This window comes from Acidisoma sibiricum (assembly GCF_057837225.1).
Genome location: NZ_CM174445.1, coordinates 677,126 through 695,606, shown reverse-complemented (window position 1 = coordinate 695,606; position 18,481 = coordinate 677,126). Strand labels below are relative to the sequence as shown.

Sequence of the window (18,481 nt, the reverse complement as noted above, 5' to 3'; positions counted from 1 at the left end):
CGCCGGTGAAGGGCTGAGGGCATTCGATGGCGAAGAACGACTATTACGCGACTTTGGGCACAGCGCGCGACGCGAGCGCGGACGATCTCAAAAAAGCCTATCGCAAGCTGGCGATGCAGTATCACCCGGACCGCAATCCGGGCGACAAGGCGGCCGAGGCCAAGTTCAAGGAAGTGAACGAGGCCTATGAGATTCTGAAGGACGAGCAGAAGCGTGCGGCCTATGACCGCTACGGCCATGCCGCCTTCGAGAATGGCGGCGCCGGAGCCGGCGGCTTCGACTTCTCGCAGGCCGGCGGCCTGGGCGATATTTTCGACCAGATGTTCGGCGACTTCATGGGCCGGCGCGGCGGTGCGGGCGGTGGTCGCGCGGCGCGCGTGGGCGGCGATATTCGCGCCAATGTCGAAATCGACCTCTCGGAAGCCTTCTTCGGCACCAAGGTTCAGGTCAAGACCCAGACGCGGGTCAATTGCGAAGCCTGCGAGGGCACCGGCTCAGAGGCCAAGGACCGTAACGCCAGCGATACCTGCTCGACCTGCGGCGGCATGGGCAAAGTGCGCGCTCAGCAGGGATTCTTCCTTGTGGAACGCGCCTGCCCGACCTGCGGCGGCACCGGCCGCGTGATCCGCAACCCGTGCCGCGTCTGCCATGGCCAGGCGACCGTGCCGCGCGAGCGCAGCCTGCAGATCACGGTTCCGGCCGGTGTGGAAGACGGCACGCGCATCCGCCTGAGCGGCGAGGGCGAGGCCGCGGGTGCCGGCGGCCAGCCGGGCGATCTTTATGTCCATATCACGGTGCGCCCGCACGCGATCTTCCAACGCGACGCCGCAACCATTCTGTGCCGGGTGCCACTGCGCATTTCCCAGGCGGCGCTGGGCGGCGAGATCGAGGTGCCGGTGATCGACGGGACGCGCGCCAAGGTGAAAATCCCGGCGGGCACGCAGTCGGGCGAGCAGTTCCGCCTGCGCGGCAAGGGTTTTTCCGTGCTCCGCAGTGCGGCGCGGGGCGACATGTATATTCAGGTCGCGGTGGAAACGCCGCAGCACCTGACCCGCCGCCAGCGCGAATTGCTGGAGGAGTTCGAGCGCGAAGCGACCGAGAACGGCAAGGGCAACCCTGAATCCGAAGGCTTTTTCGCGAAGGTGAAGGAGTTTTTCGACGGGAAGAGCTGAGCGGCGCTTCGCCCCTTACGCCAGCCACAGAAAAGGGCGCCTCGCGGCGCCCTTTTTGTATGCGTGCAGAGCTTAGTCGGCGGCTTCGCCGTAGCCGACGATGCCCTTGATCTCGGTGAAGTCGTCCAGACCCCAATGGGACCATTCGCGGCCGTTGCCGGACTGTTTGAAGCCGCCGAAGGGCGCGGAAATGGTGGTCGGCGGGGCGTTGATATAGACGGTGCCGGCACGCATGCGGTTGGCGACGCGGCGGGCCTTCTCCACATCTTCCGACTGCACATAGGCGGCCAGGCCGTAGACGGTGTTATTGGCCTCGGCGATGGCGCCTTCCTCAGTGTCATAGGGCATGATGGAGAGGACCGGCCCGAAGATCTCCTCCTTCGCGATGCGCATCTCGGGTGTCACATTGGCGAAGACGGTCGGGCGCACGTAATAGCCCTTCGAGAGTCCGTCCGGCAGGCCGGGGCCGCCGGCGACGAGTTCCGCGCCCTCATCGATCCCTGCCTGGATGAGGTTCTGGATCTTGTCGAACTGCACCTTGCTGACGACCGGGCCGAGATTGGAATTCTCGCTGCGGGGATCGCCCACGGTGAAATTGCCGGCGGCGACGCGGGCAATTTCCACGACTTCGGCGTGACGGTCGCGCGGCACCAGCATGCGCGACGGCGCATTGCAGCTCTGGCCGCTATTGCTGAACATATTGGCGATGCCTTCCGGCACACGGCGGGCAAAATCGGCTTCCGGCAGTAGGACGTTCGGCGATTTGCCACCCAGTTCCTGATGCACGCGCTTGACCGTCTCGGCCGCCGCCTTGGCGACCAGGATGCCGGCGCGGGTGGAGCCGGTGAAGGACATCATGTCGACTTCGGGATGGGAGGAGAGGGCGGCGCCGACGACGCCGCCTTCGCCATTGACCATGTTGTAGACGCCCTTCGGGACCCCAGCCGCATGCATCACCTCAGAGAAAATGATGCCGCTGATGGGCGCGATCTCCGACGGTTTCAGCACCATGGTACAGCCGGCGGCAATCGCCGGGCCGACCTTGCAGGTGATCTGGTTGAGCGGCCAGTTCCAGGGCGTGATCATGCCGACGACGCCGATCGGCTCACGCGCGATCTTCATGCCGCCTTCCATATAGGAGAATTTGTAGGACTTCATGACCCGCACCATCTCTTTCAGATGGGCCTGGCCGATCCAAGCCTGGGCCGAGCGGGCGAAAGCGATGGGCGCACCCATTTCCTGGCAGCAGGCCTGGGCGATATCCTCATAGCGGCGGTCGTATTCCGCGAGGATTGTTTCCAGCAGCTCCAGCCGTTCCCCGGGCGTGGTGCGGGAGAAACTGTCGAAGGCGGCGCGGGCGGCGGCGACCGCCAGATCGACATCGGCGACCGAGCCGCCGGAGATCTGGGTGAAGACTTCTTCGGTCGAGGGGTCGATGACGTCGATCGGATGCGGGCTGATCGGGTCCACCCAGGCACCGTCGATATAGAATTTCAGGTGGTTGCTCATGGCGGCCTCCGCGGATCGGCTGTTGTGTATGGGCCGATCATCGCTTTCATTTCGTGGCCCGGCAACTCCCCCTATGCCTGGGTCCTGCGCCGAAGACGCGCCATTGCCTGAGGAGAGCCGATCCGTGCGCCAAGAATTGATCGAAAGCCTGCTGGCCGAGGCGACGTCCTTCATGGGCAGCCGCATCACCACCAATGCCAGCGTGCGCGACCAGCATAGCCATGGCGAGGGGTCTTTCCCGCCGGGTCTGCCGGATGCGGTCGCTTTCCCGGAGACAACGGAGGAGGTGTCCCGTCTGGTGGCCTTGGCCTATGCCCGCCACCTGCCGGTGATTGCTTTCGGCACGGGCACGTCACTGGAAGGCCATGTGAATGCCGTCCAGGGTGGGCTCACCATCGACCTCTCGCATATGGACCGCATCCTGGACGTGAACCCGGATGACATGGATTGCCGCATCGAGGCCGGGGTCGTGCGCAGCAAGCTGAACGACTATCTGCGCGACCAGGGCCTCTTCATGCCGATTGATCCGGGCGCCGACGCCTCTATCGGCGGCATGTGCGCGACCCGTGCCTCAGGCACCAATGCGGTGCGCTACGGTACCATTCGCGACAATGTGCTGGGGCTGACCGTCGTCATGGCCGATGGCCGCGTGATCAGGACCGGCGGGCGGGTGCGCAAATCCTCCACCGGCTACGACCTGACGCGGCTGTTCATCGGCTCCGAGGGCACACTTGGCATCATCACCGAAATTCAGCTCAAGCTGCATGGCATTCCCGAGGCGATTTCGTCCGCCACCTGCCAGTTCGACAGCATGGCGGCGGCGGTGCAAACGGTGATCGAGACCATGCAGGCGGGCATTCCGATCGCGCGGATCGAGCTGCTGGACGAGGTGCAGATGGAAGCCTGCATCGCCTATTCCAAACTGAACGGCTTCGCGGTTCTGCCCAGCCTGTTCTTCGAGTTTCACGGCACCCCGGCAGGCGTACGCGAACAGGCCGAGGTTGCCGAAGGCATCGCGCGCGACAATGGCGGCCGCGCCTTCGCCTGGGCGACGGACACGGATGAGCGCAACCGCCTCTGGAAGGCGCGGCACGATGCCTATTGGGCCTGCCGCGCCATGCGCCCGACCTATGGCGCGCTCATCACCGATACCATCGTACCCGTTTCCAGACTCGCCGAAGCCGTGCTGGGCGTGAAGCAGGATATTGCCGAATCCGGCCTGCTGGCGCCGATGGTGGGGCATGTGGGGGACGGCAATTTTCACACCGTCATTCTGGTGCCGCCGGAGGAGGGCGGGTTGGAGCGCGCCTGGGCGCTGGACCGCAAGATCGTCGCGCGCGGCCTGGCTTTAGGTGGGTCGTGTTCGGGCGAGCATGGCGTGGGCGGCGGCAAGCGCGGCTTTCTGGTGCAGGAACACGGCGCCGAGACGATCGCGGTCATGCGCCTGATCAAGGCGGCGCTGGACCCCACGGGCATTCTCAATCCGGGCAAGCTGCTGCCGGACTAAGCCCGGCAGCAGTTCCAACGCGCTAAGGGCGGGTTCTCAGCCGGTCAGCTCGGAAAGAAAGACGTCATGCGTCATCGGGCGCGAGAACATCGGATAATTCTTTTCGACGGCAAAACGCTGTTCCTCGGCGCTGACCGTTGCTGTGCAATCGGTCAGCGTGACGACGTCGAAGCCTTTCTCATAGCCGGTGCGCATGGTGGATTCGACGCAGCAATTGGTGAGAAAGCCGCCGAGCGCGATGGTTTTGATGCCCCGCGCGCGCAGGATGAAATCGAGATTGGTGGTGGCGAAGGCATCAAGCCCGCGCTTGCCCTCGATCACGATATCCTCCTCCTCGGGCTTCAGCACATCGACGATCTCAGCGCCCCAGCTGCCCTTGCGGAAGGATTTGCTGTCGACCACGCCTTTAAGGATGCCGTAAGGCGCGGGGCTGACTTCGCGGTAGTCCGGCGCGAAGGAGATGGGCGCATAGACGATGAGCGCGCCGGCGTCGCGTGCCTGGCGCACCAGGGACACGGTATTGCCGAGCATGCCCGTGCTCTGCATCACCGGCTTCACCGCCTCATGCAGCGTGCCGCCTTCGGTGGTGAAATCGTTCTGATATTCGATCAGGACCAGGGCGGTGGTTTCTGGCGACATCGGACGGCTCCTTTTTTATGCGTGTTCCCGGATGCTGTCCGAGATGACGTCTTTTTTGAAGCGCCGGCCAGTATAGCGTCTTGTCAGGCCGGCGTGTAGCCAGGCTTCTTGTAGAGGGTTTCTGGCTTGTTGGTGATGTCAGGCCCGTAGACCTTCTCGGCCCAGTCGCGCTCCTCGAATTCCTCGATGCTGACGGAGACGAGATCATCCGACAGCTTGGCGGAAGAGGCGACAGCTGCCGTCACCGCGGCCGCGATCTCCTGCTTCAGCTGTTCGGACCGTCCGGTGGTCAGTTTGACGATGACATGCGGCATTTTTGTTTTTCCTTGAGCCTCGATGGCAAAGCCAGGCGAGACTAGCGCCAATCGCGTACCGCGAATACTGACCATCGCGCGGCGGGCCCATGGCCCGCCGCTTCGACAGAAAGGCGTGAGACTTACGGCGCCTGCGGAGGGGCGGCAGGAGCACCGTTGGCGTCAGGCGCGGGCGGGGGCGGCGGAGGCGCGCCGGCATCGGGGCCCGCGCCGGGCGGGGGCGGGGGCGCCATGCCGATCGGCTCCAGCGTGCCGCCCGCCGGGCCGATTGCCCGCGCGGCCAGAACGTGGCCGAGGTCCGAACTCATCTCGTTGCCGGACACCGTGATCGCTTTCCCCGGCACGAGCAGGCTGGCCATTTGTGCCGCGGCCGGTGGCGGCATCCGCACGATGGTGCCATTGGTCAGCAGCACACCGTTGACCTCTCCCCGCGGACCATGAAGCGTCATCTTGACGGTATCCTGGATCTGCGTGCTTTGACCGTCATCGGAGCCCGGGGGCGGGGGTCCCATCGGACGCGCGGCACCCGGCCGGCCTGCACCAGGCCGGGGCCCGCCAAATCCGTTGGTATCGGCAATGACGGTGCCGCTTTTATCATTGGTTACAGACATGGCCTGAACCAGCGGGATGGCACGCGCGCGCAGGCCGTGGATGGTGACGCTGTCGCCGGGCTTGACGCCCTGGACAAGCTGTTGGCCGAGATAGGGCGGGATATGGACTTCAGTGCCATCGGTCAGGATGAGGCCATCGACATCGCCGCGGGGCGTCAATTCGTATTGTGAGACGGTGCCCTTGGTCGTCGGCATTTGCGCGGGATCGAACAAACCCGTGGCCGTCTGGGCGAGCGCTGGGACGGAGGCCATCGCAAGGAGGAGCGGCGTCGTCAGCAGCGTATGCGAAAATAGTCTGGTCATCTGTTTCATTCCTTCTGTCCGGGCCATGCCCGTGGCCTCAACAGCGCAACTCCCGTACCAACCCATAATGCGTTAAGATCATTGAATAAAATTCCCCCGCGATGCCATAGGGCGTCGTCTTTCCAGACGCGACCCGTCTGGATTCACGACGCGTCCAGCCCGTAGCGCTGGATCTTGGTGTGCAGCAGCTGCCGATGGATACCGAGCGCCCGCGCGGCCTCGGCTCTATTGCCACCGGAGGCCAGCAAAGCGCGCCGGATCATGGCGGCTTCCAGACGGCCGACCGCCGTCGTCAGGTCTCCACTCAGCCAATCGACCGCATCCGTATCCGGTGGCAGCGCGGACAGAAAGCTGAGATCCGCGGCCGCGATGATGGACCGCCTGACGAGCGCATTCACGCGCTGCATCGCGTTCTGCAATTCGCGCACATTGCCCGGCCAGGGATAGCGCAGCAGGAAGGCGGCTGCGTCCGCCGATAGCTGCTTGGGCGGCTGCGCCACTTCGCCCAGGAAATGCTCAGCCAGTGGCACGATATCGGCCAGACGCTCGCGCAGCGGCGGCAGGTTGAGCGGCACCACGCGGAGCCGGTAGAGAAGATCCTCCCGAAACAAACCCCGCGTGACGGCAGCCGGCAGATCCCTGTGGGATGCGGCGACGATGCGCACGTCGATGGCAACGGATTTGCCACCAACCGGCGTGACGATGCGTTCCTGCAGGACCCGCAACAGCTTGGCCTGCATGGCAAGGTCCATGTCACCGATCTCGTCCAGGAACAGCGTGCCGCCATGGGCTTCCCGGAAAGACCCCAGCCGGTCGGCGACCGCGCCCGTAAAAGCGCCGCGGACATGACCGAACAACTGGCTTTCCAGCAGCTCAGTCGGAATAGCGGCGCAATTGACCGCAACGAAGGGCTTGCTGCGGCGATGGCCATGCCGATGCAGTGCGCGCGCGACCACTTCCTTGCCGGTTCCAGTTTCGCCGGAAATGAGCACCGTCACGTCGCTGTCAGCCAGAAGGCCGATCGCCTTCTGCACGTCGCGCATGGCGGCAGACGGCCCGACCAGCGTTTCACCGGAGTCAGTGCCGGGCTCCGGCCGGCCCAAACTGGTCGGCACCACAAGCATCCGATCGACGAGGGCCAAAAGATCGCTGCGCCCGATCGGCTTTGTCAGATGATCCGCCGCGCCGAGCCGCATGGCCTCGATCGTATTGGTTGCATTGGCAACGGCTGTGAGAATGGCGGTGGGCGGCGCATGGGGGGCTTTGACGATGCGTGCGAGCACTTCCAGCCCGTCCATGCCCGGCATTCTGAGGTCGAGCAGAACGGCGTCGACCGTCTGCCGCCGCAAAATCTCAAGAGCCTTCTCGCCGTCGGCTGCGGTGAGCACGGCATGCCCGGCATCGGACAAGGTTTCAGCGATGCTGCCGCGCATGGCGGCGTCATCGTCAACGATGAGAATGGTCGGCATCGTCACCCTGCGGCAGTTCGATGATAAAAGTGGCGCCCGGCTGGCCTTCGTCTTCTCTGTCCAGCAGAAGCCTGCCGCCATGCGCCTCGACCAGCTCGCGGGCGATGGCCAGGCCCAGACCCGTGCCGTCCGCGCGGCCTGTGGCAAAAGGCTCAAAGAGCTGCGTGCGCAAGTCCGGCGCGATGCCCGGTCCTGTATCGCTCAGGATGATGCGGAGCGCGGCCTTGTCCCGCTCCACCCGGATCGTGACCTCACCGCCCGGCGGCGTATGCCGGATGGCGTTCAACAGAATATTGTCGATGGCGCGGCCGATCAGGCGCGGATCAAACCGCGCGGGGTGATCGGCATCGGCGACGGTCACTGCAACATCCTCCGCCTGCGCCGCCTCGGCATGCTCCCGGACGCGGTCAGCCAGGAAGTCCGTCAGCGTCACAGCCTGCCATTCCGGCATCTGGCGCTGGGTCATGGCCAGCAGTTCAGTTACCAGGGCATCGACCCGGCCGATCTGGGCGAGGCTGGTCTCGAGCGCGGCGCGCTGGCGCGCGGCGTCACCCGCCAGGGCGTTTTCGATACGCAGCCGCATGGCCGCCATCGGGTTGCGAATTTCATGGGCGACACCGGCTGCGACCCGCCCGAGGGCGGCGAGCCGCTCGGCGGCGGTGACCTTGGACGCCATGGCCTCTGCCTGGCGCCGCGCCTGCGCCAGCCGCTGGCTGGCCTCGTTCAAGGCACCCACGATGCGATCCAGCTCGCGTTCGCCGGTGACCGGCATTTGCGGCAGCGTCTCCAGATCATGGCGGCCCAGGGTGGTCTCGATTTCCGCGACATGCCGGCCCCAGACCGAGGTCAACCAGGTGACCCATCCAGCGATGCCGAGGACGAGGGCGAAGAGGAGTGCCAGGCCGATCGTCAGCCGGTCATAGAATGGCGCCGCCTGCACGCGCGTCATCGCCCAGGCGGTCATCCCTGCATAGGGTCCCGCCAGGGGACAGGCGGCGAGGAGGAGGGTTTGCGACCCTCTGGCGGACCGGCGAAACACCGGCTGATCGGTCGCCGCCGCCGCTTCGTTCGCGGACCGGATGTCAGCGGTTTCGGCGGAGGGGAGATCGGCCTTCAGTCTGCCGCCGGGATAGGTCGGAAAGGCATAGGCCAAAGGGCCTGAAGCGGCCGACCAGATCCCGCCTTCCACGCCGCTCTGCTGTGCCAGAGCCGCGTTGACGACCGGGATGAGGTCACGGCGAAAGCCGCGATCGGTGGGTGAGGCGCCGGCGCCGTTCCAACCGGTCACGTAGAAGGCGTATTGCGCTCGGATCAGGTCGCATGACCGCTGCACCACGGCTTCCGCCTGCCCCGCCTGCGCGACCATCGAGGCGCGATAGAGCTGGAACAGGAGGAAACCGACGGAGAGCGACGCCGCGAAGGTCAATCCCCATAAAATCCAAAGACGTGAACGAAGTGAGCGCATCCTGCCCATATGGAGGTCACTTGCATTTCCACGAGGTCTCGGACGGCGAGACGGCGCCCCAGGCGCCTGCGGTTCCCGTTTTCGCCCTTCTGCTGTAAAGGCCCCGGCGACAGCACGAAGCCGCCCGAGGACCCTGAGCGCCCATGATCCGCCTGGACAATATCACGAAGCAGAACGGCCAGCGTCTGGTCTTCATCGAGGCTTCGGCCGCCCTGCAGAAGGGCGAGAAGATCGGCCTGGTCGGCCCCAATGGCGCCGGCAAGACGACGCTGTTCCGCATCATCACCCGCCAGGAAGAGCCGGACGAAGGCCAGGTTCTGGTCGAGCGCGGCGTCACCATCGGCTTCTTCAGCCAGGATGTGGGTGAGATGGCGGGGCGGAGTGCCGTCGCGGAAGTCATGGATGGCGCGGGGGATGTGAGCACGGTCGCGGCCGAACTTTCCGCACTTGAGACCGCCATGGCGGACCCCGAGCAGTTCGATAAGCTGGACGCCATTCTGGAGCGGTTCGGCGAGGTGCAGGCCAGGTTCGAGGAACTGGGCGGCTATGCGCTGGATGCCCGCGCGCGCGAGGTGCTGCACGGGCTTGGCTTCAGCCAGGAGATGATGGACGGCGATGTCAGCCGGCTTTCGGGCGGCTGGAAGATGCGGGTCGCCTTAGGCCGCATTCTGCTCATGCGCCCCGATGTCATGCTGCTCGACGAACCGTCGAACCATCTGGATCTGGAAAGCCTGATCTGGCTGGAGCAGTTCCTGGCCAATTACGACGGCGCGCTGCTGATGACCTCGCATGACCGCGCCTTTATGAACCGCGTCATCAATCGCGTCATCGAAATCGACGGCGGCAATCTGACAGTCTTTTCCGGCGATTACGAATTCTATGAGCAGCAGCGCGCGCTGAACGAAAAGCACCAGCAGGCGCAGTTCGAGCGGCAGCAGGCGATGCTGGCCAAGGAAATCAACTTCATCGAGCGTTTCAAGGCCCGTGCCTCCCACGCGGCCCAAGTGCAGAGCCGGGTGAAGAAGCTGGACAAGATCGAGCGCGTGGAGCCGCCGAAACGCCGCCAGACCGTGGTGTTTGAGTTTGCAACGCCGCCGCGCTCGGGCGAGGACGTGGCCAATCTGAAAGGCGTCCACAAGCGCTACGGCAATCGTGTGATCTATGAGGGGCTGGATCTGATGGTGCGCCGGCGGGAGCGCTGCTGCGTGCTGGGCGTGAATGGCGCCGGCAAATCGACGCTGCTGAAGCTCGTCACCGGGTCGACCACGCCGGATGCGGGCACGGTGACGCTGGGGGCGAGCGTGAAGATGGGCTATTTCGCCCAGCATGCGATGGATCTGCTGGATGGCGAGCGCACGGTCTTCGAGACGCTGGTCGATACCTTTCCGGCGGCCGGCCAGGGCGCGCTGCGCTCGCTGGCTGGCGGCTTCGGCTTCTCAGGCGATGAGGTCGAGAAGCGCTGCCGGGTTCTGTCCGGCGGGGAGAAGGCGCGGCTGGTGATGGCGCTGATGCTGTTCGACCCGCCGAATTTCCTGGTCCTCGACGAGCCGACCAACCATCTCGATATCGGCACGAAGGAAATGCTGATTTCCGTGCTCTCGCAATTTGAGGGCACGATGCTGTTCGTGAGCCATGACCGGCATTTTCTGGCCGCCCTCTCCAACCGGGTGCTGGAGCTGACGCCCGAGGGCATCCACCAATATGGCGGCGGCTATACCGAATATGTCGCGCGCACTGGGCAGGAAGCGCCCGGCCTGCACGCCTGAGCGCGGTGCAAACCCTACTATGTTGGCCGTCTAGCGGGTTTGCACGGCACATACCCGATCGCGGTCCAGGTTACCGGCTTTGCGCCGGCAGGTTGCGGATATCGGCGCCGATGCGGGTCGCGAGAAGGCTGAGACTCTGGTTGGTGAGGCTGACCACATCAGCGTCCGTCGCGACGGGACCGGTGGCCGCCAGGCTCGCGCGGCCCTGGATCAGCGCCAGACGCTCATTGCTGGGGATGATCGTCCAATTCGCCTCCAGCGCGGCCGCGCCGCTGTCGCTGATATCGAGCCGGCTGATCGCAATTGCGAGCCGGTAGGCGGGTGGTGCCACAGGCGGCTGATCCGTGATCAGCAGGTCTGGCCGCTGCGCTGCCAGTTCGGCGGTGATGAGGTCGGTGGCTGCGATGGACAGCCGGCTGGCCCAGCGGCCCTGGCTGCTGCGGTCGATGAGATTGCCGCGGCGCAGCACGATATCCTGGCTGTCCAGATAGTCGGGCAAGGTGACGCGGCTGACGACCATGACGGTCGTTGAGGTGGTGGGCGTCGCACTTGCGGCGATGGCGGGTGCGCCGAGCGTATAGAGTTTGAGCGGTGGCGCCGCACAGCCGGCAAGCAGGAGGGCGAGCGCCGGCGCCATCAGCCCAAGCGCACGGCGCGTCAGCACGGAGCCAGGATCGTGTCTCATTGCTTGCGCCCCATCAGCAGCAGTTGCGGATTGCGTTCGACGTCGCTCGCGAAGCCGCGCAGTGCTGCGGTCGCGGCGGCCAGATCCCGCAAGGTCGATTCGAGATTGGCGCGGTCCGGGGAGCGCGCATTCGTCATCTCCCGCAAATCCGCGAGGGTTTGGTTGAGCTGCCGGACGGTCTGGCCGGCACCCGCCATCAGCACATGAAGGTCGGCGCTGCGCGCGACGATCTGCTGGTTGGTTGAAGCCGTGAGCGTATCGACGCCGGTGAGGGTGGTATCCAGACGCTGCTGGAGATCGCTCATCGTGCTGGTGGCATTGTCGACCAGCTGCCGCGAATGGTCCGAGGTCTGAGTGACGCTCTGGATCAGCGGCGGCAGGTCGCGATCGAGTTTCTCGGCCAGGGTGCGGATGCTTTCCAGCGAGGCATTGGCATTGTCGGCCAATTGCTTCAGCGGCAGCTGCGACAGGGTCTGCTGCGCCTTCTGGATGACGGATTGGCGGGTCGGGATTTCGGGTAGATTGGTCAGGCCGGGATGGAGGACCGCGGGTGCGCTGGGATCGAAATCAAGATCGATCTGCGCCTGTCCGGTGACCAGGCTTTGGATATTCAGCTCGGCGCGGAGGCCATGCTGGATCAGCGCCGAGAATTGCAGGGGGCTGTTATCCTCGGTCAGGCGCACCTGATCCGGCTGCAATTCGACCGTGACCGGGATGAAGGCAGCATAGGCCTTCTGGTCGAATTCGATGGAAATATCGCTGACCGCGCCGACGCGCACGCCCCGGAAGGTGACGGGGGCGCCGACCGACAGGCCGCTCGCCGAGCCCTGGAAGATGACGACGGCGCGGGTGGTGGTGGAGAAGGGGTTGAAATTGCCGAAGAGGATGAAGGCCGCCACGGCAAGGATTACCCCGCCCACCACAAAAAGCCCGACCATCGTTTGCCTGTTTGCCATGGTGTCAGCTTGTCCTGCTCGGCTCGTCTTCGGGATTGCGACGCTGCATGAAGGCGCTGACCTGCGGGTCCTGGCAATGATCGCGCAGCCATGCCGGCGCGCCATGGGCAATGGGCATCTTGGTTTGGGCGTCCAAAAAGATGCCATCATCGGCAATGGCGAAGAGGCTGGGCAATTCATGGCTGACCATGACGATGGTTGCCCCCAGACCGTCGCGCAGGTTGAGGATCAGCTCGTCCAGCCGCACGGAGGTGATGGGGTCGAGACCGGCCGAAGGCTCGTCGAAGAAGAGCACATCGGCATCGAGCGCCATGGCCCGCGCGAGACCGGCTCGTTTGCGCATGCCGCCGCTGAGTTCGGACGGATATTGGTCGATGGCATCCAGCATGCCGACCAGGCCGAGCTTCAGCTCCACCTGCGCCCGAATGGACGGCGCATCGAGCCTGGTGTTCATCTGCATGGGAAGCGCCACATTCTCCCCCACCGTCATCGAACTCCAGAGCGCGCCGCTTTGGAACAGCACACCGAAGCGTTGCGCAATCACCGCGCGGCGCGCGTCACTCGCCGCCCAGTAATCCTCGCCCTCGACCTCGTAGTGTCCGGCCTGCGGGCGCAGGAGGCCGATCATGCTGCGCAGGACGGTGCTTTTGCCGCAGCCCGAGCCACCCATGACGGCGAAGATGCTGCCCTTTCGCACGGTCATGGCGATGTCGTGCTGAATGGGTTTTGTTCCATATCCGAGACTGAGGCCGCTCAATGTCAGTAGCGGCGGGCGCGGATCATCCGGTGGTGTGGCGGCGGCCATGTCAGATCCCGATGGCATTGGCGATCACCGCGAAGATGGCGTCGATGGCGATGACGCCGACGATACCGACGACGACCGCGCGCGTCGCGGCGATGCCGACATCATTGGCGCTGCGCCCGGCGCGGAGACCGATATGGCAGCTGATGAGGCCGATGAAGGCCGCGAAGACCAGGGATTTCATGAAGCCGAAGACGAACTGGTCGATCGGCACGGCGCGCAGGCTTTGGTGAATATAGCCCGCCCAGGTCACGTTCAGCATGGCGATGGAGACCACGCCACCACCCGCGATGCTGACCAAACAACTGTACAGATAGAGCAGCGGCATGGTTGCCATCAAAGCGAGGACAGAGGGCAGGATGAGATAGCTGGTGATGGGGATGCCCGCGACGGTCAGCGCGTCGATCTCCTCATTGCCCTGCATGGTGGCGATGCGGGCGGCATAGGCGCCGCCTGTGCGGCCGGCCATGATGATGGCGGTCATCACCGCCGCCATCTCCCGCACCATGGCGATCCCGACGAGGTTGGCGACATAGATATCGGCCGCGAATTTCTTGAGCTGAACGGCGCCGACAAAAGCGAGGATGGCACCGATCAGAAAATTGACGATGCTGACGATGAGGAGTGAGGAAGGCCCGGCATCGCGGATATTCGCGAGCAGATCGACCCCGCGCATGCGGCTGCGGCCGAAGAGCGCCGTGATGCCCTGGCGACCGACCGAGGCCGCCAGCTCAGTCACCGTGCCGATTTCGGTCAGGCCGTCCAGCGTCTTGCCGCCGAGAGCGGTGACGGGCCGGAAGGGGGTGTGGCGCGGTGCGGCCGGTGCGGGCGGCCGCTCAGGCAAAAGATCGAGCAGCTTGCGGGCTGATTGGGGCAGACTGTCGCTGCCGAAACCCATGCCCGCCTGGGCCGTCGCTTGCTTGACCTGCCACAGAAAACCGATCAGCGCGGTATTCCAGCGGCCAAGGTCCGCGGTATCGAAGACCAGCGGCTGGCCGGCTTGCGCCTGCTTCAGACCGTCGCTCGGGAAATGCAGCAGCTTGCCGGAATGGCTGGTCCAGTCACCGGACAGCACGAGGCGGTTGTGCTGGTCTGTCGTGTCGAGCCGCCACTGCGGAGGGTGGGCGGTGAGGTCTGTCATTCTATCCGATCAATCGGTTAAGGCTCGGCGCGCGGTCTGATCGGGGGTCGCTCCTCACAGCGTCTCTGGAATGGCGATGGCTGCGTCATTCACGATGCGAAAAACCGGAATATGGGCCAGTCCCACGACGAGGCCGGCATCCGCGCCGAGGGCGGTCTTCCAGTCATGCCCTTCCGTCAGGATGACGCCGATGCCGATGATCTCAGCCCCCGCACGACGCAGCAGGCGCAGCATGGCGGCGAGGCTTGATCCGGTTGATGCCACATCGTCCACCACGAAGACGCGGCGTCCGGCGAGCAGCGGCAGGGCGCGGCGATCCAGCATCAGGTTCTGCGCGCCATGGGAGGTGACGGAGGTGACGCTTTCCCGCAAGCTGTCGGCCAGATGGATTTTGGGCGATTTCTGCAGGATGACGTAGTCGTCGAGGCCCAGCGCCCGCGTCACTTCGATGGCGACCGGAATGCCCAACGTCGCCGGACCCACCACGATATCGGGAGAGAGCGGCCGGGCGAGATCGGCCAGCGCCGTGCCGATGCGCGCGCCGAAAGCGACGCCGCGGTCGATCACCATCAGCAGAGCGATGGCGACCGCGTCATTCAGCGCGATGACCGGCAGGTCTTCATCCCGCCCAGCGATGGTGACGGTGTGGAATGCGGGTGAGAGGGTCATCGGTTGCTCATCGGTTGCGCATCGCCATGGCGGCCCAGACTTCCGTCGCTCGCGGGATCGGCGCGATGGCGCCGTAGCCGGTGGTGGAGATGGCAGCGGCTGCGGCCGCGTAATGGGCGGCGTCCTCGGGGCTTTCGCCTTTCAGCAGCCGGGCGATGACGGCGCCGCAGAACGTGTCGCCGGCGCCGGTCGCGTCCACTGGTGCTGCCGGGAAGGGCGCGATCTTTTGGCGCCCCTCGGGCGTGCCGAGATAGACGCCGTCGGCCCCCATTTTGAGAAGCACGAGGCCCGGGCCCAGGCCGAGATAGAAATCGAGCACCGCGTCCGGGTCTGTGAGGCCGGTCAGCGCGCGCGCGTCATCGAGCCCCGGCATGGCGATATCGGCCTCGCCTACCGCGGCATGGATGATGGCGGCGGCGCGCCGCGGCCCCCACAAGGCCGGGCGGTAATTGGTGTCATAGGCGATGGCGACGCCCGCCTGCCGCGCGAGGGTGAAGGCATGGAAGACGGCATCTGCGGCGCTGTCGGAAATGCCGTGGCTGATGCCGCTGGCGAAGAGGATGCGCGCCTCGGCAATCGCCTTGGCGGGAATATCGGCGGCCGTCAGGGCCGCGGCGGCGGAGCCCTTGCGATGGTAGCTGAAGCGATGGCCGCTCGGCCCGTGGGTCACGAAATAGACGCCGGTCGGATGCGTCTCCGAGCGTTTCACGTGAGACACGTCAACGCCTTCCGCCTCCCACAAGGCAAGCAGCGCTTCGCCCGCCGGGTCACGGCCGACCGCCGAAATATAGCCGGCGGTAATGCCCTGGCGCGCTGCCGCGACGGCGACGTTTGAGGTGTCACCGCCGAAACCCTGCTGATAGAGCACGCGGCCGTCCGGCAGCGTCGGCTGCTGGTTGAATTCCAGCATCGGTTCCCCGATGCAGAGCAGTTCGGCCGCCATTCTGTCGCGCTCCTTTTTGGCCTGTTCAGGCCCGGACGAGGATCTGCTCGGCGACGGCGAGGACGGCTGCCTTGTCGCCCGCCGCGACCAGGCTTTCATCCACCAGCTTGCCGCCCATGCCGACGAAGGATGCACCGGCAGAGAGATAGGCGTCCAGATTGCTGGGATCGACACCGCCGGTGGGGCAGAAGGTGACGCCCGGGAAGACGCTGACCAGGGCTTTGACATGGCTGGGACCGCCGGCGGAGGCGGCCGGGAAAACCTTCACAACCTCGGCCCCGGCCTTGAGCGCTGCGCGCACTTCGGTGGGCGTGGTGGCACCCGACATCAGGATGGCGCCGGCCGCGCGGCAGGGCGCGACGAGATCAGGATCGACCCAGGGCGAGACCACGAAACGCGCCCCGGCGCGCAGGCAGAGATCGGCGGTCGCGGCATCGGGCACGGTGCCGGCACCGACCAGCAAAGCCGGATCGGAGGAGAGTTCGCGGATCAGCGCCGGCGCGTCCGGGATGGTCATGGTGATCTCAAAAATGCGCAGGCCCGCGTCATACAGCCAGCGTACGGCGGTCGCCGCATGGGCCGCATTCTTCATCCGCACCACCGGCACCACCCGTGCCGCCTTGAGCTGCCCGATCAGGGGATGTTCGCGCATGGCCTTGTTCCTCTCCTATGCGATCAGCGTGACGGGACCGGTTTTGGCACGGCTGCCCGTGCCGCGGCCAGCACCGCATCGACCAGCGCGTCGGCATCCGCGTTCCGGCTGCGATGGTTGACGAAGGCGGCGCGGATGGCGAGATGGCCCGCGATGCTGGTGGTGGAGGGTGCTGCCAGCCCGGCTTCCTGGATATCGGCGACGATCGCCGCATTCAGCGCATCGAGCATCTCGACCGGGGCTGCGCGATAGCGGAAGCAGACGATGTTGAGCGGCACGGGAGCGAGCAGTTCCAGCGCCGGCTCGGCCGCGACGCGCGCGGCCAGATGGGCCGCGACGGCGCAGGATTGCTCGGCCACCGCGCCCAGGCGATCGGCGCCAAAGACCTGCAGCGCGAACCACAGTTTCAGCGCCCGAAACCCGCGGGAGAGGTCAGGGCCGAGATCGGCCGGCCAGGGCGCATTGGCGGCGAGGCCGCGGCTGGTGGCCGTCAGATAGGCGGCGGGGGAGGCGAAGGTCGCGATCTGGTCCGTCTGATCGCGCACCAGGATGCAGCCGGCGTCATAGGGCGCCTGCGCCCATTTGTGGAAATCGAAGGCGATGGAGCGGGCGCGGTCCATACCGGCGACTTTCGGCGCGAGTGCCGGTGAGAGAGCGGCGAGTGCGCCGAACGCGCCGTCGACATGGAACCAGAGATCCTCCGCCGCCGCGATATCGGCGATGGCGGCGAGGTCGTCGAAAGCGCCGATATCGACCGAACCCGCCGTGCCGACAACCAGGAAGGGCGTGGCGCCCGCGGCACGGTCGACGGCGATGGCGGCGCTGAGGGCCGCGAGGTCCATGCTGAAATCGGTATCGACGGGAATGCGGCGCAGCGCGGCACTGCCAATCCCGGCCATGTCCAGCGCATCCGGCACACAGCGATGCACGCCTGCGGAGGCATAGGCCGTAAGGCGGGCGCCCCCGACGCCGGTCTTGCGGCTGTCCTGGCCGAGTGCGGTGCGGCGGGCCATCAGCACGGCGATGAAATTCGCCATCGAACTGCCGGTGACGAGCAGGCCGCTCGCTGTGTCCGGCAGGCCGAAGGCCTGGGCCGCCCAGCGGATGACCTGGCGCTCGGCCTCGATCGGGGCATGGTCACGTCCACCCAGATTGGCGTTGAGGCCGCCGGCCAGCATCTCCGCCAGCATGCCCAAAGGCGTGCCGCCGCCATGGACCCAGCCCATGAAGCGCGGATGCGTATTGCCGGTGCTGTAGGGAAGGATGCTCTCGCGGAAACGGTCATAAACCGTTTCGGCCGTAGCACCGTTTACGGGGAGAGGCTGGCGGAAGCCGTCGCGCAGATCAGAGGGAAGGGGGCGCCAGACGGGTTCCTGCCGCCGCGCTTGCAGGTGATCGACCATATCGTCGAGCATGCGGTGGCCGAGCACGCGGAAGGCGTCCCAATCATCGGGATCGAGATCGCGGGCCTCATCCACCGGCAGAGGAGCACCCTGAGCCGCATGCTTCGGAAAGTCGTTCACGCGCTGCCCTCATCTGGCGGGAAAAGCGCGTTCAGAAGACCCCCTGCCGCCGATCCGTCAAGCCGTTATCGGCGGTGGAGAGATAGCGAAATCAGCAGCGTCCGCCCCAGGCGCCGACCCACTGCTGGTCCCGGTGCAGGCCGCCGAGATCAAGTCCGCTGCGGCCGAAAACCTCGAACCCGCCGTAATCCTGATCGACCGCAACCTCCGTCTCCGTCGCCGGGGGGGCCGGTACGGCGGGATGAGAGGCAACCAGCCCGAGGCGGGCGGCGATGGTCTGGAACATAATCTTGCACCAACTTTGTCGTGTTCGCGGCCCAATTAAGACACAATTGAGCCATAATCGCTATCACGA

18 protein-coding genes are annotated in these 18,481 nt (G+C 65.7%); 3 read left to right on the top strand and 15 right to left on the bottom strand.

Annotated features, from left to right (window positions below):
* Positions 1-26 precede the first annotated feature (26 nt).
* Positions 27-1,172: a molecular chaperone DnaJ gene (dnaJ, locus tag AC3G7M_RS03345; protein WP_489214302.1), complete on the top strand. Its 1,146-nt coding sequence runs from the start codon at positions 27-29 to the stop codon at positions 1,170-1,172.
* Positions 1,173-1,244: 72 nt separating this feature from the next.
* Here the strand turns inward: dnaJ and AC3G7M_RS03340 are convergent, their stop codons facing one another.
* A complete protein-coding gene (locus tag AC3G7M_RS03340) occupies positions 1,245-2,681 on the bottom strand; it encodes an aldehyde dehydrogenase family protein (RefSeq protein ID WP_489214301.1) in 1,437 nt (478 codons plus the stop codon).
* Between the two features lie 172 nt (positions 2,682-2,853).
* On the opposite strand from AC3G7M_RS03340, the gene AC3G7M_RS03335 reads away from it, so the two are divergent.
* Positions 2,854-4,188 carry an FAD-binding oxidoreductase gene (locus AC3G7M_RS03335; RefSeq protein ID WP_489215938.1) on the top strand — a complete coding sequence of 445 codons (1,335 nt, stop codon included), beginning with the start codon at positions 2,854-2,856 and terminating at the stop codon, positions 4,186-4,188.
* A 36-nt stretch (positions 4,189-4,224) separates the two neighbouring features.
* Here AC3G7M_RS03335 and AC3G7M_RS03330 read toward each other — a convergent pair whose 3' ends face one another.
* The 5 genes from AC3G7M_RS03330 to AC3G7M_RS03310 form a co-directional block, all read right to left on the bottom strand.
* Positions 4,225-4,827 carry a cysteine hydrolase family protein gene (locus tag AC3G7M_RS03330; protein WP_489214300.1) on the bottom strand — a complete coding sequence of 201 codons (603 nt, stop codon included), beginning with the start codon at positions 4,825-4,827 and terminating at the stop codon, positions 4,225-4,227.
* Positions 4,828-4,910: 83 nt separating this feature from the next.
* Entirely contained in the window at positions 4,911-5,141 is a 231-nt protein-coding gene (locus AC3G7M_RS03325) for a tautomerase family protein (RefSeq protein WP_489214299.1), read from the bottom strand.
* A gap of 122 nt (positions 5,142-5,263) precedes the next feature.
* Positions 5,264-6,055 (bottom strand): hypothetical protein, encoded by a 792-nt coding sequence (locus AC3G7M_RS03320; RefSeq protein WP_489214298.1) that lies wholly within the window; start codon positions 6,053-6,055, stop codon positions 5,264-5,266.
* A gap of 143 nt (positions 6,056-6,198) precedes the next feature.
* Positions 6,199-7,524 carry a sigma-54-dependent transcriptional regulator gene (locus AC3G7M_RS03315; RefSeq protein ID WP_489214297.1) on the bottom strand — a complete coding sequence of 442 codons (1,326 nt, stop codon included), beginning with the start codon at positions 7,522-7,524 and terminating at the stop codon, positions 6,199-6,201.
* Positions 7,502-8,950: a sensor histidine kinase gene (locus tag AC3G7M_RS03310; protein WP_489214296.1), complete on the bottom strand. Its 1,449-nt coding sequence runs from the start codon at positions 8,948-8,950 to the stop codon at positions 7,502-7,504. The genes AC3G7M_RS03315 and AC3G7M_RS03310 overlap by 23 nt, the downstream gene beginning before the upstream one ends.
* A gap of 182 nt (positions 8,951-9,132) precedes the next feature.
* Between AC3G7M_RS03310 and AC3G7M_RS03305 the strand changes: the two genes are divergently transcribed.
* The gene (locus AC3G7M_RS03305) at positions 9,133-10,755 is read left to right on the top strand and encodes an ABC-F family ATP-binding cassette domain-containing protein (protein WP_489214295.1); all 1,623 of its coding nucleotides are present in this window, start codon (positions 9,133-9,135) and stop codon (positions 10,753-10,755) included.
* A 70-nt stretch (positions 10,756-10,825) separates the two neighbouring features.
* Here AC3G7M_RS03305 and AC3G7M_RS03300 read toward each other — a convergent pair whose 3' ends face one another.
* From AC3G7M_RS03300 to AC3G7M_RS03260, 9 genes are all read right to left on the bottom strand, one after another.
* Complete coding sequence (locus AC3G7M_RS03300) at positions 10,826-11,440, bottom strand: PqiC family protein (protein ID WP_489214294.1); 615 nt, start codon at positions 11,438-11,440, stop codon at positions 10,826-10,828.
* A complete protein-coding gene (locus AC3G7M_RS03295; protein ID WP_489214293.1) occupies positions 11,437-12,396 on the bottom strand; it encodes an MlaD family protein in 960 nt (319 codons plus the stop codon). Before AC3G7M_RS03295 ends, AC3G7M_RS03300 begins: the two co-directional genes overlap by 4 nt.
* A 4-nt stretch (positions 12,397-12,400) precedes the next feature.
* Positions 12,401-13,219 (bottom strand): ABC transporter ATP-binding protein, encoded by an 819-nt coding sequence (locus tag AC3G7M_RS03290; protein ID WP_489214292.1) that lies wholly within the window; start codon positions 13,217-13,219, stop codon positions 12,401-12,403.
* Positions 13,203-14,339, bottom strand: coding sequence for an MlaE family ABC transporter permease (locus AC3G7M_RS03285; protein ID WP_489214291.1), 1,137 nt, complete (start codon positions 14,337-14,339; stop codon positions 13,203-13,205). Before AC3G7M_RS03285 ends, AC3G7M_RS03290 begins: the two co-directional genes overlap by 17 nt.
* 54 nt (positions 14,340-14,393) lie before the next feature.
* Entirely contained in the window at positions 14,394-15,008 is a 615-nt protein-coding gene (locus tag AC3G7M_RS03280) for a phosphoribosyltransferase family protein (protein WP_489214290.1), read from the bottom strand.
* Positions 15,009-15,015: 7 nt separating this feature from the next.
* Positions 15,016-15,951: a sugar kinase gene (locus AC3G7M_RS03275; RefSeq protein ID WP_489214289.1), complete on the bottom strand. Its 936-nt coding sequence runs from the start codon at positions 15,949-15,951 to the stop codon at positions 15,016-15,018.
* 25 nt (positions 15,952-15,976) lie between these two features.
* Positions 15,977-16,603 carry a bifunctional 4-hydroxy-2-oxoglutarate aldolase/2-dehydro-3-deoxy-phosphogluconate aldolase gene (locus AC3G7M_RS03270; RefSeq protein ID WP_489214288.1) on the bottom strand — a complete coding sequence of 209 codons (627 nt, stop codon included), beginning with the start codon at positions 16,601-16,603 and terminating at the stop codon, positions 15,977-15,979.
* Positions 16,604-16,626: 23 nt separating this feature from the next.
* Positions 16,627-18,018, bottom strand: a complete 1,392-nt coding sequence (locus tag AC3G7M_RS03265; RefSeq protein WP_489215936.1) for a pyridoxal phosphate-dependent decarboxylase family protein — start codon at positions 18,016-18,018, stop codon at positions 16,627-16,629.
* A gap of 199 nt (positions 18,019-18,217) precedes the next feature.
* Positions 18,218-18,412 carry a hypothetical protein gene (locus AC3G7M_RS03260; protein ID WP_489214287.1) on the bottom strand — a complete coding sequence of 65 codons (195 nt, stop codon included), beginning with the start codon at positions 18,410-18,412 and terminating at the stop codon, positions 18,218-18,220.
* Positions 18,413-18,481 lie beyond the last annotated feature (69 nt).